Below are 23,232 nucleotides of genomic sequence, written 5' to 3'. Positions count from 1 at the left end.
TATAGTTTGTTACAGGTGCTTTTATGCAATTTTCTTATAGTTGTATGGCTGTAGTTGATGTGCCGGAATAACCATACCTGTGCCGGAGTTTTCATCAATAACAGTCTCGTTGTTGTCGTTTGTCATTTCAACAATCGCCCATATAATAAGTCCTACTATAAGCAGCAGGAGTATCCAGGGCCATACCGGTTTCTTTTTTCTTTCTACGTTTATTTCTACCATTTTTTCAAGAGTTGTTTCTCATAGTTATTTTTGTGTTTGCTACAGATTAGCGGCAAATGCAATAGTTAATTTAGTACGCTGATAATGAGGTTTATGTTGATGCTGGTATATATTGTTTATACTAACATACACCGGTCTGCAACTATAAAAAGAAGCCTGTTTCTTGTGTTTCCAAATTGAAGTGCGCTGCCTGTAAACATGGCATTCATTGGTAGCAAACAAGCTGAAATGAATTAGTTTTACCTTTTTGCTGTTCGGTAAAGACTTTTGCCGAAATCATATCGGTTAAAGTATATTTTTTCCTGAGCCGGAAAGGCTCTCCTCTTACCGCATTGCTTCGGCGTGCATCCGTTTTCTTTTAGCCGCAGCGTTCAGCGCTGGTAGTAGCGAGCACTTCAACTGTTTTGATGACTGTGTTCAGTAGTGATTTGTTTAACTATAAAGACACAACTATGTCTCACAGTGCAACTTCTACTTTGCAGGAAATGAGTGGCATCCAAAATCTGCCTTTATTGAAAATATTTGAAGCCCAGTCTGAAGCAGGGCTTATAGTTTCGCATGACCTGCGCATACTGGGGGTTACAGATTCTTTACTGAAAGAAACTCTTACAATACGCGAAAACATAGTAGGGCAGTATGTTTTTCATATATTCCCTGACAACCCGGGTGCACCGGATGCATCGTCAACAGCTACCCTGAAAGAAGTATTTCAGCAAGTATTTACAGAAGGCGAACCCTATAAACTAGAGGCCCAACGATATGACATTGTAGACCCTGAAAACACGGGGAGTTTTATCGAACGCTACTGGAACACAAACACAATACCTATACTGAATGAAGAAGGGGAGGTGGCCTGCATTCTCCACAAAACAATAAACATCACCGAAGAAATTTGTGCCAAACGGGAGCTAAAGGAAAGCCAGGAACGTGAACGGATCGCTTTAGCACAAGCCGAACAGCAACGGCTTAGGCTGGAGCGTTTGTTTGAGCAGGCGCCGGCAGCTTTTGCCTTACTGGAAGGTCCCGGACTTGTTTTTAAGGTGGTAAATAAAACCTATCAGCAACTTTTTCCGGGCCGGGAGATGCTGGGCTTGCCTCTGTTTGAAGCTATGCCCGAACTGAAAGGACAACCTGTTTACGACATTATCCAGCATGTATACAATACCGCGGAAACATTCGAAGGTAAAGAGCTGCTGGCACCACTATCGCGTTACCAGGGTCAGCCTGCAGAAGACTTGTACTGGAATTTTATATATCAGGTCCTGTTTGATGCGCAGGGAGAGGTTAGCGGTGTGTTGATCTTTTCACTGGATGTAACCGAGTTTGTGAAATCACGCCAGCAGGCAGAAAAGAATGCCATGGCTTTGCAGGAACTCAGCCGTAAACTGGAAGACCGGATAGAGCAGCGAACGCAGGAACTTCGGGTGGCACAGGGAGAGGCCGAACGGCAAAGCCTGCGGTTAAACAGTTTATTTATGCAGGCCCCGGCTGCCATCTGTATTCTGGATGGCCCGGACCTGGTGTATGAACTGGTTAATCCTGAATATGCAGCGCTTTTCCCGGAGCGTGAGTTATTAGGCAAACCTATTTTAGAGGCCCTCCCGGAAATCAAAGATAATAAGGTTTACAGAACCTTCCGTGAGGTCTATGAAACCGGCATCACACATGAAGAAAAGGAAATGCTGATCCCGTTTGTCCGGCCCGAAAATGGGGCAATGGAAAACAGGTATTTCCGGTATATACAGCAAGCGCGTTACAACGATCAGGAACAGGTAAATGGGGTAGTGGTATTTGCCCTGGAAGTTACCAAGCAGGTAAGAGCCCGTAAGGCCGAAGAAGCTAGTGTAAAACAGCTGCGACTTGTTACGAATTCGCTCCCGGTGCTTATTGGTTACCTGGATAGAGAAGAAAGATATCGCTTTGCTAATAAGGCTTACGAGAAGTGGTTTTTGATCAAGTCAGAAGACCTTATCGGCAGAAAGATCAGGGATGTAATTGGTGAGGTCCCTTATCAAAATGTAAAAGGATATATTGATCAGGGGCTTGCCGGAGAATCAGTCGTATTTGAATCGCGCATGCCGTATCGCGAAGACTTCGTGAAATACATTCATACCTGTTATGTGCCAGACATCCGGGATGGGGTAGTGCGTGGATTTTATACGTTGGTAACCGATATTACAGAACAGGTATATGTGCGGCAGGCCCTGGAAGAGAGTGAGTACAAAGCCAAAGCCATGGCCGAAATGCTGGCTGCCACAAACCAGGAGCTAAAGCTAGCGAACGATACGTTAGGCAAGTACAATTTTGAACTGGAGTTGCGGGTAGAAAAGCGTACCTCAGAGCTGCAAAAGGCCAATAGGCAATTACAAAAGCAGATCAGGGAAAATAAGAAAGCGGAAGAATCGCTGTCCGAGTCGCACAAAAAACTACAGGCCCTAACAAAGCACTTACAGGTAATGCGTGAAGACGAGCGCAAGTATATTGCCCGCGAACTGCACGACGAACTTGGTCAGGCTTTTACGGCCTTAAAAATTGACCTGACCCTTATTATGAAAATGCTGGCCGCGGGGCAGATTGAAAAAGGCCTTTTTCATGCCGAGCTGCAGTCTATGATGAAAACTATAAACAGTTCGATAACATCTGTCCGGGAGATCGTGGCTACCCTGCGCCCGACTGTGCTCGATAATTTCGGCTTACTATCAGAGATAGAATCGCAGGCGCAGGAGTTTCAGAAACGCACCGCTATTACTATGGAGCTGACCACCACACTGAAATATATTCCGTTAGAGCAGGAGGCATCCATCGAAGTTTTCCGGATCATTCAGGAGTCGCTAACCAATATTGCACGGCATTCGGAGGCATCTGCAGCAACTATAACAATAGATAAAGCTGATAATTTTTTCCGGTTTGAGGTAACAGATAACGGAAAAGGCATGCAAGCCGACAACCTAACAGAAATTAGAACGTTTGGGCTTCTTGGCATGCAGGAAAGAGCCGACCGTATTGGCGCCAGCCTCACGTTTGATTCAATGCCCGATAAAGGAACCAGAATAATACTTGAAGTACCGTTTACTGCACTTGCCACTATTTAAATGTAAAAATAAGATTATCAGAGAGAAAGAATGATTAAATTGTTGATCGCAGATGACTACGTGCTGATCAGGGAAGGACTGAAGAAGGTTCTGAAAGACGAACCAAATATTACCGTAGTTGCCGAAGCTCAGAATGGGGCCGAAGTACTTAATAAACTGAAAAAGAGCCAGGCAAACTTTGTTGTGCTGGATATTAATATGCCTGTTAAGAGCGGGCTCGATGTACTGTTGGACATGAAGCGTCTTTACCCGAATATACCGGTACTGATCCTAAGCATGTACCCCGAAAAAACCTTTGCTTTACGATCCCTGAAAGCAGGTGCATCCGGTTATCTTTCGAAAGAAAGTGCAGGTGAAGAGTTGGTAGTAGCCATCCAGAAAATATGGAGCGGGAGCAAGTATATTTCGGCCTCGCTGGCAGAACTGCTGGCTGAAACGGTTGTAAATAACGGCAAGCCTGAGGTTGCGCATGAAGTATTATCTGACCGGGAATTCCAGATACTGTGTAAAATAGCAGAAGGCGAATCGCTTAAAAGTATAGCTGAGAATCTGAGCATTACCCTAAGCACCGTTAACACCTATCGTAACCGTATTTTCGAGAAAATGAAATTCACATCCAACACAGACCTGATCCGTTATTGCCTCGAAAACGAACTGGCATAGTTCGGTTATCCACTTTAGGTTCGCAACGAAGCTATAGTCTCATATTAAACTTGTGTCGTGAAAAATACGACACAAGTTTAAATTTATTCCTGACACAGCTTTAATGTTATCCTTCCTGTTTCTTACACTGCGTGGGGTTACCTTTGTATTTAGCAGCTATCAGAAGCTTTTTTAACCGGGCAGTCTCCGGCTTCTTCTTTGTAAACATTATGTGCAGGTAGTATAACGTCTGGTAGCGCGGTAACATAGCAGCATATTCCTGTTATGAAATTTAATCTTCAGCGCCCTGACTATACCTCAAAATCCAATAAAACCTACCGGCAAAGCACCTTCACCAGCGCAAGAGTTCAGGAACGAATTTGGCAAAATATATTGCAGGGTTTCCTATCTATCTACTCCAAAGGCTATAGTTGCCGAATGGCATGGTTATTCTACCAAAACACAGGTTGAGCCGGTTATGAGTTGGGTGGAACAGGTATGCAAAATCAACCCTTGCATCACGCTGATAAACGATTGCAGCCAAATACAATCAGTCTGGTTTGATACTATTGATTGGTTTTCCCGTATATGGGTACAAAAAATGAAACGCATTGGCCTTCAGAATTTTATTCATATAGCTAAACCGGGCAGTTTTGGCGACAAAATCGGCGAACAGTTGCAGGATTTATTGGCAACAGAGGTGCAATTTCTCAGATTTGGTTCGAGAATTGACGCTACTAATTGGGTAGAAAACCACTGAATTTTTTCGTTTTATTAATATCTTTAGGTCGGGGTAAACCTGCTTTGCTGTTGTGTATGAGTAAAACTGTAAACATTTTTATTAACTGCTTTGATTATAGTTTGAAGTGGGTGGTAGATGTGTTTCCTATTTGCGCAGCCGGGCGGAGTACCCTTTATAGAAAACGATGGACAAAAAAGCTGCACCTATCAATATTACAATAAATAAGAGTTATGATTCCGAGATGTGCGGAAGTATACCGCTACATCTGGTAAACCTGGTGCAGCCACATGGCGTGTTGCTGGTGCTGGATAAAACTGACTTCCGGATCTTACAGATAAGTGAGAATGCCGGAGATTTACTGTCCGTTCCTGCAGAAGAATTACTGGGGCAACCACTCTCAGCTTACGTTCCGCAGGAGAAGCACGAAGAAATAGTAGCTAAAATAGCAGGCCAGGCCAGCCAGGACAAGATCCCGTTTACCTTACCATTTTTAGCGCAGGGCATACAAAAGACGTTTGATGCCGTCGTGCTGCCGCAGGATGATTATATACTGGTTGAGCTGGAAGAAAATACTGCAATAGAAACAGAGCATTTTGCAAGCCTTTACCGCCATATAAAATACGTAACCACACTGCTTAAACAATCGGTTACAGTACAGGAACTTGCACAGCGTTTTTCTGAAGAATTCAAGAAGTTCACCGGCTTTGATAAAGTACTGGTCTACCAGTTCGACACGCAATGGAATGGTATAGTTATAGGCCAGGCGAAAGAAGCTGATATGGATGATTACATGGGGCTTCGCTTTCCGGCTTCGGATGTGCCCAAACAGGCCCGTGACCTGTACTTCCGTAACCCGTATCGCCTGATACCAAACCGCAACTATACGCCCGTCCGACTTATACCGGTAATTAACCCGGTTACGCAACGTTTTACCGATCTATCAGAAACTAACCTGCGCAGCGTTGCCAACGTGCATTTAGAGTACCTGGCAAACATGAAGATCACAGCATCCATGTCGCTCCCGATCATCATCGAGGATAAACTATGGGGGCTTATTTCCTGCCATCATAAAACGGCAAAATACCCGAGTTACGAATTACGTGCTGCGATGGAGTTGCTTACAGGTATACTTTCGGTGCAACTGGAGGCAAAGCAGAAAGAAGAACACATGGAATTGCGTGTAGAGCTGCGGAGCTTGCACGTAAAGCTGATGGAGCAACTATACACTTCTTCAAATTTTGCGGAAGGATTACTGGAAGGCGAAACAACTATACTGGACCTGCTGTCGCTTTCGGGTGCTGCGGTATCGTACGAAGGTAATACCTGGACTAAAGGAATTACGCCTGATGCACAGGAAATAAAAGAGCTGCTCTCGTGGCTGCGCCGCTCAAAAACCGGTGGAATGTATATAACCAACTCGCTGCCGGCAGACTACCCGCATAGTAAAGACTATAAAAATGTAGCCAGTGGCCTTATTACAATTCCCATTAATGCCGAGCAGGGAGAATTTGTGCTTGGTTTCAGGTCTGAACTCATACAGACTGTTAACTGGGGCGGAGATCCGAACAATGCCATACAGATGGAACCTGACGGAAAAAGCTACCACCCCCGAAACTCTTTCCAGATCTATAAGGAAACAGTTAAGAATTCATCTGCACCATGGCAGCAGGAAGAACTTATCGCAGCCGAGACACTACGCAACGCGTTACTCGAAAAGCTGCTGAAAGAAAGATATTAACTATAGATTAAAAAGCGCTGCTATTATTACGCCGCCCCGCAGGAAAGCAATCAGATAAACTTATTGTATGACATCAGCTAACACATCTACTACCAACAAAGACACTAAACCTACGGATCATTACCTGGTAGGTATAGGCGCCTCTGCAGGTGGGTTAGAAGCTATTCATAAATTGTTTGACCATTTTCCGAATAACTCCAGTTTTTCCTTTGTAATCATACAACACCTTTCGCCGGACCATAAAAGCCTGATGGCTGAGCTATTGAGCAAGCACACCAGCATGCAGGTACAGGAGGCAGAAGATGACATGTTTACACGGCCAAACTGCATTTATGTGTTGCCAAGCGGTAAACAGCTAACTATAGAACACGGCCGGCTTCGCCTGGAAGAAAAGACCCGCAACCGCGAACCAAACTTTGCGATCGATCTTTTCTTCGAATCAATTGCCAAGGCAAGAGGTAAGCTGGCTATCGGTATTGTACTTTCGGGGACCGGAACAGATGGTACCAAAGGAGCAAAAGCAATTAAAAAAGCTGGTGGGATGGTAGTAGTACAGGACCCGGCCACCGCCAAATTCGACGGTATGCCACGCAGTGCCATAGATGCCGGATTTGTTGATTATGTGTTGCCTCCTGAAAGCATGCCTGAGGAAATAATGGAATACACCCGTAAAATACCGCTGGTGACGAATTTAATAGAACAGGATTTAAAGGGCGAGGACGAGGAAATATTTAAGGAAATACTCGATCTTATCTGCGCCCATACCCAAACAGACTTTACTAACTATAAAGAGGCAACTATAAATCGCCGGATTCGCAAACGCATGGATCACCTGAAGGTGAAAGACATGAAATCGTACCTCAATTTTCTGCACGATAATCCGTCCGAGATCAAAAAGCTTTGCCAGGAATTCTTTATTAATGTTACCAGCTTCTTCCGCGACCCTGAAGCCTTCGACATACTGGAGCAGGAAGTTATTCCTTCCATCCTTGCCGGAAAAGGGATAAACGAAGCCGTAAAAGTATGGGTAGCAGCCTGCAGTACTGGCGAAGAGGTGTATTCGCTTGCCATCCTTTTCAGGGAGGCGTATGATAAATTAGGGCAGGTGCCGAACATAAAGCTCTTTGCCACTGACATCGATCAGCAGGCCATAAATGAGGCATCTAAGGGAAGTTATCCGCTTTCTATTGCCAAACAGTTTTCGGCAGCACGGCTCGAGAAGTTCTTTGTACGCAAAGCAAACCGCTATTGCATACACGATGATATCCGGAAACTGGTTGTTTTTGCACAGCACGATCTTCAGAAGGATCCTCCTTACAGCAAGATCGACCTGATCACGTGCCGGAACATGCTCATTTACCTGAACTCCAGCCTGCAGAATAAAGTATTGTCGCTTTTCCCGTATGCGCTTAACCTGGGCGGTTACCTGCTTTTGGGGCCTAGCGAGCATATTGGCGAAATGAAACCCTTCTTCTCAGAAGAGAACCGCAAGTGGAAGGTTTTCAAAAAGATAAAGGAGAGTAAAGGAATAAAACAGACCTACGGTATTTCAGACTATAGTAACCAATCCGGCTACCAGGACCATATGGCCAGAACCAAAAACTCGCCTATGGTGCAGTATAATAATGGCTTTATGGATGCTGTTGCCGAAGACTTTAAAGTAACAGGCCTGTATGTAGATGAAAATTACCAGTTGCTGCATGGCATCGGTGACATCAACCGTTTTCTGAAGTTCCCGGATAAGCGCCTACACTTTAATCTGCTGAAAATGGTACCCGAAGAACTAGCTGTTACCCTGAGCGTTGGTATCCGGAAGGCAATAAAGCAGGACCGCAAAGTAATAGCACGCCAGATAGCTGTAAAGCTGGGTAAAAAGGAACAGATGGTGCATGTTTCTATCCGGCCTATAGTTATGGAGAAAAACCAGCCCAAAGTTATCTTGATTCTGTTACAGGAAATGGGCGAAGTGGCTCCTTTACCGAAAGTAACGGACCTTTCTTTTGTTTCCGATACTGATTACTACCAGCAGCTTACTTCTCTTGAAACTGAACTGAAAGATGCCCGCGAGAGCCTTCAGTTAACGGTACAGGACCTGAGCACTGCCAACGAAGAACTGCAGAGCACCAACGAAGAGCTCATGTCGTCGAATGAGGAACTACAAAGCTCTAACGAAGAAATGCAGTCCCTGAACGAAGAACTTCACACGGTAAACTCTGAGCATCAGCTTAAAATAAAAGAACTGTTGGAGCTTAACGAGGATCTGGACAACTACATACGCAGCTCCAATGTGGGGCAGCTTTTTGTAGACCATTTCCTGGTTATCCGAAAGTTTACGCCTTCTATAGATGGCCTGATAAATATCATAGAAAGTGACCTGGGCAGGCCGATTCATCATTTATCGCATAACCTTAAGTACAACCGCTTAATTGAGGATATTAAAAAGGTAAATAATACATCGGCTGAGATTGAACAGGAAGTAGAAACCACCGATGGTAAATTTTACCTGATGCGTATTTTGCCTTACCTGAAACACGATGGTAACAAAGATGGCGTGGTGGTAAGTTTTGTGGATGTCACCACCTCTAAAACACTTAGCAATGTAGTGCAGGGTGTACTAAACAGTTCGCTTAACAGCATTATGGCTTTCCGGGCTGTACGGAATGAGGACCAGGAAATTACAGACTTTGCCTGGACCATGCTGAACAGCAAAACAGAGAGCATGATAGGCCAGTCGCAGGCTGAGCTCCTGAACACCAGCGTGCTGCAGGCGATGCCGTTCCTGAAGAAAAGTGGCCTGTTCCGTAAGTTCATTAAAGTTATGGAGTCTGACCAGGCCATACACATGGAACAGCAACTGGAAGTGAAAGGAGAGAAAGCCTGGTTTGAGATTGGAGCGGTAAAAATGGGTGATGGCTTAACCGTGACAATGGCCAACATTACCGAAAAGAAAACTAGCGAAGATAAGGTGCTGATGGCTTATGAAGAGCTGAAAATTGCAGAGGAAAATCTTATTAAACTGAATAACGAACTGGAGGTAAGAGTAAGGGAGCGTACGCGTGCCCTGGCTTCCAGCGAAGAGCGTTTCCGGATGGTTTCGATGGCTACGAACGATGTGGTTTGGGACTGGGACCTGGTTAATAACGAGATATGGTGGAGCGATAACCTGAAAACATTGCTTGGTTACGAAAACGAAGAAATGGGGCAGGGCATGGAAGGCTGGTTAAAGCTGGTGCATCCTGATGAACGCGATGAAGTTATCAATGGAATTAACAAAGCTATAAATAATGGTAAAGATCAGTGGTCAGGGGAGTACAGGCTACAGAAGTACGATGGCTCTTACGCGTATGTGTCTAACAGGGCTTACATTATGCACAACGAGTACCAGATGCCGTACCGTGTGCTTGGCTCTTTTATTGACCTGACCAACCTGAAGAATACGCAGGAGGAACTCCAGCAGACCAACGAACACCTGTTGCGCGTTATTGAAGACCTGGATACGTTTGTATACACCGCATCGCATGACCTGAAATCGCCGATAGGGAACATAGAGGGCTTAATGCTGCTGCTCGAAGACCAGATAGAATCCGCCGGGCCTTTGCCGGGTGAACCTACACAGCCGGTTTTCGATATGATGAAAGGCGCTATAAACAGGTTTAAAAATGTGATAAAAGACCTGACTGACATTGCCAAAGTTCAGCGTAACATTGACGGTGAGGTGGAAGTGGTAAATGTGCAGGAGGTTTTTAAAGATGTAGAGGAAAATATGCGGGAGTTTATTGACAGTGAGCACGCCGAAATCGAATTTGATTTTGATGACGCTCCGCAAATATACTTCTCAAAGAAGAACCTGCATAGTGTACTTTATAACCTTATTAGTAACGCCATTAAATACAAAGCCAGGAACAGGCCGCCCAAAATCGTTTTAAAAACAGAACGTGCCGATGGCTATGTAATGCTGAGTGTAAAGGATAATGGCCTGGGGATCAGTAAAGAAAACATAGCAAAGTTGTTCATTCTTTTCAAACGTTTCCACTCACATGTTGACGGTACGGGTATGGGTTTGTATATTGTGAAGCGATTGATAGACAATGCGAATGGCTCTATAGATGTGACAAGCAGGGAAGGCGAGGGAACCACATTTAAACTTTATTTTAAAGCATAATAAACTATAGTTTTAAACCAGCTACTTAAAATGTAAGCGCATTTGGTAGCCATAGTTTAGCGTTTTTATTTGCCTGATATTTTAAATGAAAAAGATTGCATCCATATTACTGGTTGATGATGATGAGACCACAAACTACATCAGCAAGCTCATAATCAACAGGGCAGGACTTACCGATGAACTCTTAATTGCGCAGAATGGCAAAGAGGCATTAGCCCTGTTGCAGGAAAGATGCACTGCATCAGAAACTGAAGCGGTGCCTGCGCTCATCCTGCTTGATATTAACATGCCGGTGATGGATGGTTTTAAGTTCCTGGAGGTGCTGCAAACTATAGAAGGCTTCGACTATAGTTCGGTCATCATTGCTGTGCTAACTACGTCGCTCGATCCGCGCGATATTGAGAAGGTAAAGCTGCTTGGTGTAGACGAGTTTATAAGCAAACCCCTTACAAAAGAAAGCCTGGAGCTGCTGATACAAAAGCACTTTAACTAAGCAAAAGCTATAAGTATACAAGATACAAAGGCCTTTCCGGTAGGAGAGGCCTTTTGGTTTTTATAGTTTGGTCAACTATAGTTTTTACTTTTAATAGCTGTACTACACTAAATTGGGAGTAAGGCAGGCAGTGTGATGTAACTTAAAAGGGTTTCAGCCTTATGTATATAGTGTACCACCTACCGAACTATGAAAACAATTACACTTACCAACTATAACACCACCTTGCGCCTGCATGGCACTGAAGATACCCGGAGCCTGGAGCTTGAAACGTTAACCGTGCAGGAGTGGCCAGCCTCAGAAGGAGATTTAAAACTAACAGTTATAGATGAAAAGGATGTGCCCATCTACAGCATACATCTGCAACCCTCGCAACACCATACCGGAGAAGCAATAGCTATCCGCAAGAAGTTCGTTTTCTACGATCACATTTCTGTACACGTCACTACCGACAACCCCGAAAGCACCTTTGTGGCTGTGCTGAATTTTGAATAAAGCACGATTCCTTCTATAACTATAATAGTGTGTTCAAATCCGGAAGCAATAGTTCCGGTATCAGCAGAATATGGGGTTTTAGTGATGCAAGTCATTTTGGTTTATGACCACAGTCATAACAGCAGTGGATTTTGCGAAGTTACTTTGCATCAGTAATCAACTAAATGATTCATCATGAAAACCTCTACACTTACTAAAGTAGTACAGCTACTTGCAATCGGAATTTACAGCATCGGTATACTGAGTTCTTGCAGCTCCCAGACCACACCGGCCGAAGCTGCCACCCAGACAAATGAAGCGGCTCCTAAAGAGATGCCAACCATCATGGCAGAACTGACAGACGCCCCGAACGTACCTGCTCCCATAACTCGTAAGCACGCTGCCAAAGTAGTGGTTAAGCTGGAAGTAACAGAAGTAGTTAAGAAAATGGCCGATGGCGTGAATTACACCTTCTGGACATTTGGTGGTTCAGTACCGGGTAAATTTATCCGTATCCGCCAGAATGACGAAGTGGAATTTCACTTAATGAACCACCCGGATAGCAAAAACCCACACAACATTGACCTGCACGCTGTATCCGGCCCTGGTGGTGGTGCGGCTTCTACCTTTACTGCTCCAGGCCAGGAAACAGTTTTCAGCTTTAAAGCGCTTAACCCAGGTTTGTATGTTTACCATTGCGCTACTGCTCCGGTAGGTATGCACATTGCAAACGGTATGTATGGCCTTATCCTGGTAGAGCCTGAAGCAGGACTTCCTAAAGTAGATAAAGAATACTATGTAATGCAGGGTGACTTCTATACAAAAGGAGACTTCGGAGTACCTGGTCTGCAGCCTTTTGATATGCAGAAAGCATTAGATGAAAATCCGTCTTATGTAGTGTTTAACGGATCCGTAGGTGCCCTTACCGGCGACAATGCCCTTACCGCTAAAGTAGGAGAAAACATTCGTCTGTTTGTTGGTAACGGTGGCCCTAACCTGATCTCTTCCTTCCACGTGATCGGTGAGATCTTCGACAAAGTGTATGCAGAAGGTGGTTCTACCATCAACGAAAACATCCAGACCACTTTAGTGCCTGCCGGTGGCGCTGCCATCACAGAGTTTAAAGCTGATGTACCGGGTAACTATGTACTGGTGGATCACTCTATCTTCAGAGCATTCAACAAAGGTGCCCTGGGTATGCTGAAAGTAGAAGGTAACGAAGACAAGAAGATCTACTCTGGCCAGATCGTTCAGAAAATTTACCAGCCGGAAGGTTCTACAGTACAGGAAATGCCTAAGTCTAAAGCTCCTGCAGTAGCCCTGGCATCTAACAAAGACATGCGCCTGGAATTAGGTAAGACACTTTATGCCCAGAACTGCCAGGCTTGTCACCAGGCTGAAGGACAAGGTATCAAAGGAGCTTTCCCTCCGCTTGCCAAGTCTGATTACCTGAACGCGGACGTGAACAGAGCCATTGGTGTGGTAGCACACGGCCTGGAAGGACAGATTAAAGTGAACGGCGAACTATACAACAGTACCATGCCAAAGCTTAAACTATCTGACGAAGAAATTGCGAACGTGATGACTTATGTGCTGAACACATGGGGCAACAAAGGTGGCGAGATTACTCCGGCCCAGGTAGGTAAAGCAAAGGCTAACTTCAAACACTAATAATTAAAGATGATACTCCACAGACTGTTTTGTTAATACTGTTGGTAGGAGTCTGCTGTAATGTGCAGGCACAAAAGTCTCTCCCTAAAAACATGGTAAATGTAAAGGGCGGTACTTTTGTGCCCCTTTACGGGAGCGATTCCATTCCGGTAAAAGTGAAGACTTTTCTGATGGATGTATACCCAGTGACCAATGCCGAATACCTGGCGTTTGTAAACAAGTATCCGAAGTGGCGAAAGTCTGCTGTCAAGAAACTGTTTGCCGACGAGAATTACCTGAAAAAGTGGGACGGTGACCTTAGCATAGGACCTAACGCTGCTAAAATTCAGAACAGCCCGGTTATTAATGTGTCGTGGTTCTCCGCCAAAGCTTACTGCGAGTGCCAGGGCAAACGCCTGGCAACTGTAGAAGAGTGGGAATATGCCGCTCTTGCCAGCGAAACCAAAGCCAATGCCGCCAACGATGAAAAGTTTTACCAGCGCAGCATTGAATGGTACAGCAAACCAAACCCAACTTACCTGCCACCAGTGCAGGAAGGTTTCCGGAACTACTATGGTTTGCACGGCATGATCGGGATGGTATGGGAATGGACACAGAACTTTAACTCAGCTATGGTAGTCGGCGAATCGAGAGCAGATGTAACCATGGACCGACAGCTGTTCTGCGGATCAGGATCTGACGGTGCGAAGGATGTAAAGAACTATGTAGCCTTTATGCGCTACGCTTTCCGCTCCAGCCTGAAAGCCAATTATACGGTCGCTAACCTTGGTTTCCGCTGCGCCAAAAGTATTTAGTCCTTTCCAAACTTAGAAATCAAATTTAAAGAAACGCCACTATGAAATACCTTTTACCACTCAGCATACTGTTAGGCCTTACACTTAGCTCCTGCTCTGAGACCAACCCGACTGATGCACTTGCTGCACACCAAAATACAGAAGCAACTATAGTTACGGAGCTCTCTGATATGTCGCTTTACAACCTGGAGTCGGAGTGGCAGAACGAGAACAATGAAACTATAAAGCTGGTGCAGCTGAATGGAAAAGTGCAGCTGGTGGCCATGATGTACACCAATTGTACCTACGCCTGCCCGCGCATTGTTGCCGATTTAAAACGCATCGAAGCCAAACTCGAGAACTATAAAAATGGGGAGGTAGGCATTGTGCTGGTAACGATGGATCCGGAAAACGATACGCCAGCCAAATTACAACAGTTTGCAACAGATAATAACCTGGATCCGGAGCGCTGGACTCTGCTGACCAGCAGCGAACTGAACATACAGGAACTTGCTGTGCTGCTTAACATGAAGTATAAAAATGGTGGTAACGGCGAGATCGCTCACTCTAATATCATAACTGTGCTGAACGCCGGCGGTGAGATCATTCACCAGCAGGAAGGCCTTGGAAAAGACCCGGACGAAACCGTGAAAACGATTGACGGTCTGCTCCAGAACATTTAAACTATAGGCCTGCCAACCGAAAGAAGAAAGCGCAAAATCAACTCTCTTATGAAAAGAAATCTACTTAAAGCGCTCTTCTTTACAGGAGCAGGCTTTATACTTTTACAACACACAGCCAGCGCACAAGTCTCGCTTACAGGGCAACTACGCACCAGAACCGAATTGCGCGACGGCCAGGGAACCTTACCAGCCCAGGATGCCAAAGCCAGTGTTTTTACTAGTCAACGCACCCGCCTGAACCTGGGCTACAATGCAAGCAAGTACCGTGTTTTTGTATCGGTGCAGGATGTGCGTGTCTGGGGCTCTGACCAATCAACTATAAGTAACCTCGAAGGTAGCAAGCTTTTCCTGCACCAGGCATGGGGCGAAATGATCCTGAGCGATTCTGCAACTATAAATGTAGAGAACCTCTCCATAAAAGCCGGCCGGCAGGAGATTATGTACGACGACTCGCGGTTACTTGGCAACCTGGATTGGCTGCAGCAGGCCCGGCGTCACGATGCTATAGTTCTAAAATTCAGTCACAAAGGCTGGGCTGCAGATGCAGGCTTTGCCTTTAACCAGAATCACGGAAAAGACACCCCCGGCAAAAGCGGCAACATCTATAACGGCACGCCAACCGCTCCTGTAGTGCCGGGCACAAACGGAATAGGGATGATGTATAAATCGATGCAGTACCTATACGCCGCCAAAACTATGAAATATGGTAAGGTGACCGGGCTACTGTTTAAAGACGATTTCCAGAAGACCCAAACTATAGATGGGATGATTACGCCGGTGGCAGGTGTGAACAGCAGAATTACAATTGGAGGCGCGGTTTTCTCTAAAGTATCAGATAAGATCGGTTTTAACGCAGCCGCTTATTACCAGGGCAACAACGACAGAGTTGGCAATACGCTTGATGCCTACAATCTGACAGCGGATGCAAGCTATAGTTCTGGCAAATTCACCACAAACCCAGGCTTCGATTATCTGTCAGGGAACAACACTACCAAACAGAGCAGCGTGAACCATCGTTTTGATCCGCTGTATGGTACGCCGCACAAATTCTGGGGCTTCATGGATTACTTTTATGTGGCAGATCCGTTTGGCGTAGATGGTAATTTAACGCGTTCACCGGGCCTGGTTGATTACTTTATCCGCAACAAGTTTAAGGCAAGTGATAAGCTTATAGTTGCCCTGGACCTGCACGAATTTTATGCAGCCAACAAAATTGCCGACAGCGAGGTAAATCCAACCGGATCAACTGGTTCAGACAGAAGATTGGGAACAGAGCTGGACCTGGTACTAAACTATAGTTTGCTTAAGAACGTGAACATAGAAGCCGGTTACGCCACCATTTTTGCCACCGATAAGCTTAATGTTTTAAAAGCGCCGGCTAAAACCAAACAGGACCGTGGCCAGTGGGCTTACCTGATGCTGAACTTTACCCCGGATTTTCTGGCTAAGAACTAAACTATAGTTTAAAATAGCAAGGCTATAGTTTCAGGAACCGCTCCATGTAAATGGAGCGGTTTTTTTGTTCCTGCAGATATGATTTTATGTAATATTTTAAGGCAGAGTTTAAGGAAAATAATTCAGGTGTAAATAAAAATCTGTCTATATTCAACCAGCTCTAACAGCAGTTTTATATCTCATTTTTCTCCTAAAAGCCAGTAGAAATAGTCTGATACTATAGATGTACTGCTGAATTTAAGGCCCTGTCCATAGTTCCCTTTTACACAATCGGTTTTAAGAGGTAACAGTAAGGTTACTACCTCCCTGAATAAAATTACTGATTGTATACCAATTATTTATAGGCTGTTTACAGAAGTTTTGCCAGCGAGGCATCTTGTCTTTGTTTAAACATAGATTATAGTTTATATTTGATCCTATAAATCTTCTATATGCTTCATAGAATCCTGATAGTATTCCTCATATTGCTCGTTCAGCAGGGCTTTGCACAACAGCCTGACAGCAAAAAGTATAAGATAACAGGTACGGTAAAAGGCGCGTGGGGAGAAAGGCTGGAAGGAGCGTACGTAGTTTTCTCGCAGGATAAATCTGCGCTGAGCGATAAACAGGGCCGTTTTAGCATTGCGCTTAGCAAAGGTACCTACGAGGTTAACTGCCAGTTTATTGGGATGGCGCCTTTTAGAGAAACTATAGTTGTTACCGAAGACAAAGACATTGTGCTGACACTGGTACCTCGCAACTTCGACCTGAAAGTAGTAGAAGTTACCGCACGGCCTACCACAGGTATAAATTCTACCAACATGGGTAGCTCTTATATCGACCAGAAACTGATGACCCGCATGCCCAAGTTACTCGGAGAGGCTGATGTGATCAGAACTGTATCAACGCTGCCGGGTGTGGTAAATGCAGGCGAAGGTACATCCGGTTTTTTTGTGCGCGGTGGCAGCGCCGACCAGAACCTGGTACTGATGGACGATGCCCCGATCTTCAATTCAAACCACTTATTCGGCTTCTTTTCGGTTTATAACCCTGATATTTTAAAAAGTTTTACACTGCACCGGAGTGGCATTTCAGCCCGGTACGGAAGCCGTATTTCGTCGATACTGGATGTAAGCCTGCGCGATGGTAACGAAGATAAGATGCAATACGAGATTGGTCTGTCGCCGATTACAGCCAAATTCAGCATGGATGGCCCGATATCGGAAAAGCTAACGATGCTGGTTGCGCTAAGAGGTGCCTACCCGAACTATGTCATGAAGCTTTTCCCAAGCAAGAACATCAAAAAAAGCTCGGGCCACTTTTACGACGGAAATCTAAAATTTAAGTACAAGCTCGACGAGAAAAACAGCCTGACATTTTCAGGATATCACAGCGGCGATGGCTTTAAATTTCCGAACGATACGACCTACCAATGGACCAACACGCTCGGAACGCTAAAGTGGAATCACCTTTTCAGCAACGATTTTACAGGCACAGCTACTGCAGTTAAAAGTATTTACAAAAATAAAGTAGAAGGCATCTCGACTGGTGAGGAATTTGAGCTGAGGTCCGGGATAGATCTGAGCCAGTTTAAAGTAGATTTCGGTTATTTCGGGAAAGAAAATCACCAGGTAGATTTTGGTGCAGAAGTGTCTTTGTACGCTATCGAGCCCGGCGATCTGGTACCGTACGGCACTTCGAGCCTTAACCGGCGAACATTGCAGGATGACAAAGGCTTGGAATCAGTTGCTTTCATAAACGATGAGTTCAAACTGAACGATAAGTTTTCCGTTTCAGTTGGGCTTCGTTATTCACATTTCGCTAAAATTGGCCCGTCGGTTACTTATGTATATGCCGAAGGCCAGCCACGCAGCGACCTGAACATTATAGATACGCTGTATTATAGTTCGGGGAATGTGGTGCAGACCTATCATGGGTTAGAGCCGCGCGCTTCGGTTAAGTATTCGTTGTCTGAGGCATCTTCTTTTAAAATAGGCTATAGCCGAACGCGCCAGTACATCCAGCTTATTTCCAACACGGCCGCTATTACCCCTGTCGATGTCTGGAAGCTATCGAACAAGCACATTGAGCCCCAGGTATCGGACCAGGTATCGGTGGGTTATTTCTTTATGGAGCCCGAAAGCATGTATGAGTATAGCTGGGAAGTGTACTATAAAAATCTTTACAACCAGGTAGACTATAAAGACGGCGCCACCATCTTACTAAACCCGTCGCTGGAGTCGGATTTGTTGTTTGGCGATGGTTATGCATATGGATCGGAGTGGCTGGTGAAGAAGAACCTGGGCCGTATGCGTGGCTGGGTGAGTTTTACGTACTCGCGCTCACTTCGCAAAATTGCAGGGGCCACCAAAGCCGAAACTATAAACGATGGTGAGTATTATCCATCGAACTATGACAAACCTCTGAACCTGAACGTTTTTGTAGATTACCACCTTTGGCCTAACTGGAAAGTATCCGGCAACTTTACTTACAACACTGGCCGGCCGGTAACAGCCGCCGATTCGTGGTACTGGTTCCAGGGCCAGATTTTCTCGAACTATGCCGGCCGCAACCAACAGCGCATGCCCGATTATCACCGCCTGGATGTATCGCTGAACCGCGAGATAATTAAAACAGACAAGGCAGAATACAGCGGCAGTTTATCGGTTTACAACGTCTATGGTCGTAAAAATGCCTATTCTATGTTGTACCAGCACTACTACGGCGAGTCTCCGTCCGCTTACAAATTATCTGTGCTTGGTGCGCCTGTTCCGTCAATAAACTTTAATGTTAAATTTTAGCCTGCTATGTTAAAAAGGATACTAACTTTTGCGCTTGTTTTATTGATGGGTTGCATCGATCCTGTAGATGTGGACCTTGATACGCAGAAAAAGCACCTGGTTGTAGAAGGCTACTTTACAAATGAGGCCAAGCTAAACTATGTCCGCTTAAGTTACTCGCAGCCGCATTCGGTACCTTACAACGAGTTTGAAAAAGGTGCCATTGTGTTTGTTTCCAGTGATGCAGGGGAGCGCTATAGTTTCAGATACGATAAAGCAGGTTACTATTACCCCGAAGCTGGCGCGATGGCTTATGGCGTGCCGGGAAATACGTATTGGCTAAACATATCGGTTGGCAACAAACTATACCAGTCTGCGCCGGTAAAAATGCAGGAGCCGCTACCCATTGATTCCGTTCATTTTGAGGTGGATGAGCAGACCTATGCTTTTGAGGGAGTTCGTGAAAATCAATTATACATGGGCTACAACGTACTTGTTGATTACAAAGACCCGGCTGAGTATAAGAACTTTTTGAGATGGTCCTTCTCAACCCAATACGAAGTGAACACACAGCCCTGGGACTTCATTGATCCATGGTCCGGGCAACCAGCCCCAAAAGAATGCTGTATCCAGTGTTTCCTTCACGAAAAATTAGAACTGTTACGGGTAGCCGACGACCGGCTTGTAAATGGCAGAGATGTAAAGAACCAGGCGGTATTGTTTATGCCGTTCGAGAAGTATCTGGCTGTAAAAAATAAGCTGACCATATACCAGCATTCAATTACCCAGGAAGCTTACGATTTCTTCCGCATCCTGGAGCAGCAAAAGAACAGCACAGGCACTGTTTTCGATCCGCCTCCGGCAGAGGTAAAAGGAAACATTAAAAACCCGGCTAATGAGGAGGAGCAGGTGTTAGGCTTCTTTGATGTATCAGGTGTGAGTGTGAAGCAAGTTACTATTCTCCGTTCTGAGCTAACGTACCCGGCCCCACCATACAAGTACCCGGATAATTGCGAGGCCCTTAAAGGTGCAACCAGACAGATGCCCGAAGGCTGGTAAACTTATAGTTATGATTCAGCAATAGAATTTGAAATAGAAAAGGGCCTGAACTATAGTTCAGGCCCTTTTGCATAAAGTATGGGCGCAGCTATAGTTTTAAAACTGTAAAAAATTAAGCCTTCTCTTTTAGCCAGGCTATTGCCTCCGTTTTATCAGAAAAGTTTATTAGCTGAAAAGGCATTACCTTGCTCTGCTCTAAGGTTTTAATGTTGTTTATTGCCAGTTTCTCAACGGATTGGCTGGGAGACTGCAAACGAGCTACTTTTTGTATACGGGTAGTCGCCAGGCCCCTGGCCAGGTAAGTGGATATCTCTCTGCTTTCTTCCTCACTTACAGAAATTCTGGTTTTGGAAGAGTCGAGCAGCAGCTTTTTTATGTCGTAACTTTTAATGATATCTACCATCTGGTCGATGGTATATTTTATTTCAGCTAAGAGGTAAGTATGTAAATCTGGATAAGCAACTTCTATAATGTCTGTTGCCGGGTCGTAATCTAATTTTACTATACTGTTTTCAAAAAGAACCATTGGTAAGGTGCAAACTATAAAGTAGGTGTAACGACAAATATAGGAATGATTCCGGTAGGATTTTCCTTTTTGCTATTTTGACTTTGGTTACAACTAAAGCTATAGTTCAGAGAAACGATAATTCGCTTCAGAAAATAAAATTGCAGTAGTTTTAACTATCAAACCAACATCCTTCCCGGAAACATAGCAGCACCTATAGTTCCGAGAAGCTCATTCCAACACTTAACCTATAGTTTTATGCCTGATCGCATCGTTTACCGCATGCCCAAAGCCGGCTCCATTAACGACCTTACGCTGCAGACCGAAGCATTAGGTGATCTGCAGCCTGGCGAAGTAACCGTTAACGTAAAAGCAATAGGACTCAACTTTGCTGATATTTTTGCAATGCAGGGCCTCTACAGCGCTACTCCCAAAGGTCCCTTTATACCCGGTCTGGAGTTTTCTGGTGAGATAACGGCTGTGGGAGAGGGCGTGAAAGAATGGAACGTTGGCGACCGGGTTATGGGAGTTACCAGGTTTGGCGGTTATGTTTCGCGTATCAATATCAATCACCAGTATGTTATTCCGTTACCGGATGCGTGGAGTTTTGAGGAAGGAGCGGGGTTCCTGGTGCAGGGCCTGACGGCTTATTACGCGCTTACAACGCTCGGTAATCTGCAGCATGGGGCAACAGTGCTGATACACAGTGCAGCCGGGGGCGTGGGTATTTTAGCAAACCGCATCTGCAAAAAGTTCGGTGCATACACCATCGGAACGGTAGGCCGGGCCAGTAAAGTTGAGTTTCTGTTGAAAGAAGAAGGGTACGATGCTGTTATCGTCAGAGATAATAGGTTTGATGAAAAACTGAAACATGCGCTGGATGATCGGCCTTTGCACCTGATAATGGAGTGCATTGGCGGTAAAATACTGCAGCAGGGCTGGGAAACAATGGCACCGATGGGCAGGATGGTAGTATATGGCAATGCCAGTTTTACAAGCCATAGTTCCCGTCCCAACTACCCGAGCCTTATCTGGAAGTTTCTGAGAAGGCCTAAAATAGACCCTTTGCGCCTTCCAACCGAGTATAAATCGCTTATGGGTTTTAATCTCATTTACCTCTACGAGCAAACCGATATGATGCACGAGTTGCTCCGCGAACTACTGGCGCTACAGCTTAAACCTCAGCATATTGGCCATGTTTTTCCTTTTGATAAAATGCATGAAGCCATCCGCCTGTTCCAGAAAGGTAAAACAACGGGCAAAGTTGTAGTTACTGTCGAAGACTAACGTTTCCCTGAAATTCCGGAACTATAGTTCGATACTTTAACTTTAAAGTAAACTTAAACGCATGGACATAGTAGGAGCCAGGGTGTCGTTGCATAATTATTAATTGGCGGCTATACCAGTTTAGGTTATGCTTCGTTTTTGTGCAGAGAATTGGGAGTACAGTTTTTCGGCTCTTATAACAAGTGAACCTCAAAAGTTAAAGTATATTTAGTGCTTGTTTGGCGTTGGTAGTTTCAGGTATGATTTTTTCAAGAGTACAGTTTTTAATGGGCAGGAGCGTAGCGGCGGCGCTTCTTATAGTATCGATGGTTGCGTGCCAGGATGCAGAGAAAACCGAACAGGTAAAGCAACAAAGAATAGCAGAAGAGGAAAGACAGCAAATAGAAGTCCCAGCCTACTTTACAGCAGACAGCGCCACCAAACTAGGCAACCACCTCGACTCTATTTTTACTCAATTACATAAACGTAGTGGTTTTAACGGTACCGTGCTGGTTACCAAATACGACCAGGTACTTTATAAAGGCGCTTTCGGCTATTCTGATTTTTCCCGGAAAGATACACTTACCACGCAAACGGCTTTTCAGCTGGCATCGGTTTCAAAGCAATTCACGGCCATGGCCATTATGATGCTAAAGGAAAAGGGCAAACTTGCCTACGACGATAGCGTGCAGCAGCATCTTCCTGACTTTCCGTACCATGGCATCACTATCAGGCAGTTGCTTACGCACCGGTCTGGGCTGGGCAACTATACCTATTTCAGTGATGAACTATGGCCCGACCGTAACAAACCAATTACAAACCAGGATGTACTGCAACTGATGTCAACCTATCAGCCCCCGGTCTATTTTCATCCGGATTCGCATTTCAATTACAGCAATACAGGCTACATGGTGCTGGCATCTATTGTGGCAAAAGCATCGGGTATGCCCTACGCAACGTTCCTTCAGAAGCGCATTTTTGGCCCTCTTAAAATGAAGAATACCTTTACCTATAGTAAGAATGTAGCCACCTTAACTGGTAAAGTAGCTACAGGACACACCGGCGGCAGGCGCAAAAGATCACCTGATTACCTGGATACAGTGCTTGGCGACAAAGGAATTTACTCTACCGTAGAGGATCTTTATAAATGGGACCAGGCCCTATACACCGGAAAACTGGTGAAGCAGGAAACACTGGAAGAAGCTTTTATAGGCTCGCGTAAAAAGAAAAGAGACGAAGATTACGGCTTTGGCTGGCGCATTAAAACTGTAACAAGTGGCGATACAATCGTTTACCACGGAGGCTTGTGGCATGGTTACGCAACCTATCTTCTCCGTAACCCCAAAGACCATAGCGCGCTTATAGTATTGAGTAATGTACCAAACGGCAGTTTCAGGCATCTGAAAGAGATTCAGAAATTCCTGTACCCGGAACAGCCTAAAATGGTAGCTAACTTTAGAAAGCAATCCAAAGCGGCTGGCAACCAACTATAGCTA

16 protein-coding genes are annotated in these 23,232 nt (G+C 45.1%); 14 read left to right on the top strand and 2 right to left on the bottom strand.

The genetic code is table 11. From position 1 onward, the window contains the following. Positions 1 to 21: 21 nt before the first annotated feature. A complete protein-coding gene (locus KYK27_RS08495) occupies positions 22 to 222 on the bottom strand; it encodes a hypothetical protein (RefSeq protein WP_199109607.1) in 201 nt (66 codons plus the stop codon). Between the two features lie 452 nt (positions 223 to 674). Between KYK27_RS08495 and KYK27_RS08490 the strand changes: the two genes are divergently transcribed. From KYK27_RS08490 to KYK27_RS08435, 12 genes are all read left to right on the top strand, one after another. Continuing rightward, positions 675 to 3,314 (top strand): PAS domain-containing protein, encoded by a 2,640-nt coding sequence (locus tag KYK27_RS08490; RefSeq protein WP_199109606.1) that lies wholly within the window; start codon positions 675 to 677, stop codon positions 3,312 to 3,314. A gap of 30 nt (positions 3,315 to 3,344) precedes the next feature. Beyond that, entirely contained in the window at positions 3,345 to 3,977 is a 633-nt protein-coding gene (locus tag KYK27_RS08485; RefSeq protein WP_199109605.1) for a response regulator transcription factor, read from the top strand. Positions 3,978 to 4,882: 905 nt separating this feature from the next. Next, the gene (locus tag KYK27_RS08480) at positions 4,883 to 6,436 is read left to right on the top strand and encodes a GAF domain-containing protein (RefSeq protein WP_199109604.1); all 1,554 of its coding nucleotides are present in this window, start codon (positions 4,883 to 4,885) and stop codon (positions 6,434 to 6,436) included. A 67-nt stretch (positions 6,437 to 6,503) separates the two neighbouring features. Continuing rightward, on the top strand, positions 6,504 to 10,598 hold the full coding sequence (locus KYK27_RS08475; protein WP_199109603.1) for a chemotaxis protein CheB: 4,095 nt from the start codon (positions 6,504 to 6,506) through the stop codon (positions 10,596 to 10,598). Between the two features lie 85 nt (positions 10,599 to 10,683). Continuing rightward, positions 10,684 to 11,091: a response regulator gene (locus tag KYK27_RS08470; protein ID WP_199109602.1), complete on the top strand. Its 408-nt coding sequence runs from the start codon at positions 10,684 to 10,686 to the stop codon at positions 11,089 to 11,091. A 189-nt stretch (positions 11,092 to 11,280) separates the two neighbouring features. Beyond that, positions 11,281 to 11,586, top strand: a complete 306-nt coding sequence (locus KYK27_RS08465) for a hypothetical protein (protein ID WP_199109601.1) — start codon at positions 11,281 to 11,283, stop codon at positions 11,584 to 11,586. 174 nt (positions 11,587 to 11,760) lie between these two features. Beyond that, entirely contained in the window at positions 11,761 to 13,236 is a 1,476-nt protein-coding gene (gene nirK, locus KYK27_RS08460) for a copper-containing nitrite reductase (RefSeq protein WP_199109600.1), read from the top strand. A 92-nt stretch (positions 13,237 to 13,328) separates the two neighbouring features. Then, entirely contained in the window at positions 13,329 to 14,030 is a 702-nt protein-coding gene (locus KYK27_RS08455; RefSeq protein ID WP_199109599.1) for a formylglycine-generating enzyme family protein, read from the top strand. A gap of 41 nt (positions 14,031 to 14,071) precedes the next feature. Beyond that, complete coding sequence (locus tag KYK27_RS08450) at positions 14,072 to 14,692, top strand: SCO family protein (protein WP_199109598.1); 621 nt, start codon at positions 14,072 to 14,074, stop codon at positions 14,690 to 14,692. Between the two features lie 48 nt (positions 14,693 to 14,740). Beyond that, positions 14,741 to 16,147 (top strand): alginate export family protein, encoded by a 1,407-nt coding sequence (locus KYK27_RS08445; RefSeq protein WP_199109597.1) that lies wholly within the window; start codon positions 14,741 to 14,743, stop codon positions 16,145 to 16,147. Positions 16,148 to 16,578: 431 nt separating this feature from the next. Further along, complete coding sequence (locus KYK27_RS08440) at positions 16,579 to 18,927, top strand: TonB-dependent receptor (protein WP_199109596.1); 2,349 nt, start codon at positions 16,579 to 16,581, stop codon at positions 18,925 to 18,927. A gap of 6 nt (positions 18,928 to 18,933) precedes the next feature. Then, a complete protein-coding gene (locus tag KYK27_RS08435; protein ID WP_199109595.1) occupies positions 18,934 to 19,965 on the top strand; it encodes a DUF4249 domain-containing protein in 1,032 nt (343 codons plus the stop codon). 112 nt (positions 19,966 to 20,077) lie between these two features. On the opposite strand, the gene KYK27_RS08430 is transcribed toward KYK27_RS08435, so the two are convergent. Continuing rightward, positions 20,078 to 20,491, bottom strand: a complete 414-nt coding sequence (locus KYK27_RS08430) for a hypothetical protein (RefSeq protein WP_199109594.1) — start codon at positions 20,489 to 20,491, stop codon at positions 20,078 to 20,080. Between the two features lie 237 nt (positions 20,492 to 20,728). Here KYK27_RS08430 and KYK27_RS08425 point away from each other — a divergent pair, with 237 nt between their 5' ends. Continuing rightward, the gene (locus KYK27_RS08425; RefSeq protein WP_199109593.1) at positions 20,729 to 21,757 is read left to right on the top strand and encodes a synaptic vesicle VAT-1 family membrane protein; all 1,029 of its coding nucleotides are present in this window, start codon (positions 20,729 to 20,731) and stop codon (positions 21,755 to 21,757) included. Between the two features lie 239 nt (positions 21,758 to 21,996). Then, on the top strand, positions 21,997 to 23,229 hold the full coding sequence (locus tag KYK27_RS08420; protein WP_233150341.1) for a serine hydrolase domain-containing protein: 1,233 nt from the start codon (positions 21,997 to 21,999) through the stop codon (positions 23,227 to 23,229). The last annotated feature ends 3 nt before the right edge of the window (positions 23,230 to 23,232 follow it).

Source organism: Pontibacter populi (assembly GCF_019336435.1).
Classification (GTDB): domain Bacteria; phylum Bacteroidota; class Bacteroidia; order Cytophagales; family Hymenobacteraceae; genus Pontibacter; species Pontibacter humidus.
This window is presented reverse-complemented; position numbering and strand designations above follow the sequence as displayed.

Excerpts from the sequence above, each read along its gene's own strand:
- KYK27_RS08495 (WP_199109607.1), bottom strand. The coding sequence starts at position 222 with ATGGTAGAAATAAACGTAGAAAGAAAAAAGAAACCGGTATGGCCCTGG.
- KYK27_RS08490 (WP_199109606.1), top strand. The coding sequence starts at position 675 with ATGTCTCACAGTGCAACTTCTACTTTGCAGGAAATGAGTGGCATCCAA.
- KYK27_RS08485 (WP_199109605.1), top strand. The coding sequence starts at position 3,345 with ATGATTAAATTGTTGATCGCAGATGACTACGTGCTGATCAGGGAAGGA.
- KYK27_RS08480 (WP_199109604.1), top strand. The coding sequence starts at position 4,883 with ATGGACAAAAAAGCTGCACCTATCAATATTACAATAAATAAGAGTTAT.
- KYK27_RS08475 (WP_199109603.1), top strand. The coding sequence starts at position 6,504 with ATGACATCAGCTAACACATCTACTACCAACAAAGACACTAAACCTACG.
- KYK27_RS08470 (WP_199109602.1), top strand. The coding sequence starts at position 10,684 with ATGAAAAAGATTGCATCCATATTACTGGTTGATGATGATGAGACCACA.
- KYK27_RS08465 (WP_199109601.1), top strand. The coding sequence starts at position 11,281 with ATGAAAACAATTACACTTACCAACTATAACACCACCTTGCGCCTGCAT.
- nirK (WP_199109600.1), top strand. The coding sequence starts at position 11,761 with ATGAAAACCTCTACACTTACTAAAGTAGTACAGCTACTTGCAATCGGA.
- KYK27_RS08455 (WP_199109599.1), top strand. The coding sequence starts at position 13,329 with ATGGTAAATGTAAAGGGCGGTACTTTTGTGCCCCTTTACGGGAGCGAT.
- KYK27_RS08450 (WP_199109598.1), top strand. The coding sequence starts at position 14,072 with ATGAAATACCTTTTACCACTCAGCATACTGTTAGGCCTTACACTTAGC.
- KYK27_RS08445 (WP_199109597.1), top strand. The coding sequence starts at position 14,741 with ATGAAAAGAAATCTACTTAAAGCGCTCTTCTTTACAGGAGCAGGCTTT.
- KYK27_RS08440 (WP_199109596.1), top strand. The coding sequence starts at position 16,579 with ATGCTTCATAGAATCCTGATAGTATTCCTCATATTGCTCGTTCAGCAG.
- KYK27_RS08435 (WP_199109595.1), top strand. The coding sequence starts at position 18,934 with ATGTTAAAAAGGATACTAACTTTTGCGCTTGTTTTATTGATGGGTTGC.
- KYK27_RS08430 (WP_199109594.1), bottom strand. The coding sequence starts at position 20,491 with ATGGTTCTTTTTGAAAACAGTATAGTAAAATTAGATTACGACCCGGCA.
- KYK27_RS08425 (WP_199109593.1), top strand. The coding sequence starts at position 20,729 with ATGCCTGATCGCATCGTTTACCGCATGCCCAAAGCCGGCTCCATTAAC.
- KYK27_RS08420 (WP_233150341.1), top strand. The coding sequence starts at position 21,997 with ATGATTTTTTCAAGAGTACAGTTTTTAATGGGCAGGAGCGTAGCGGCG.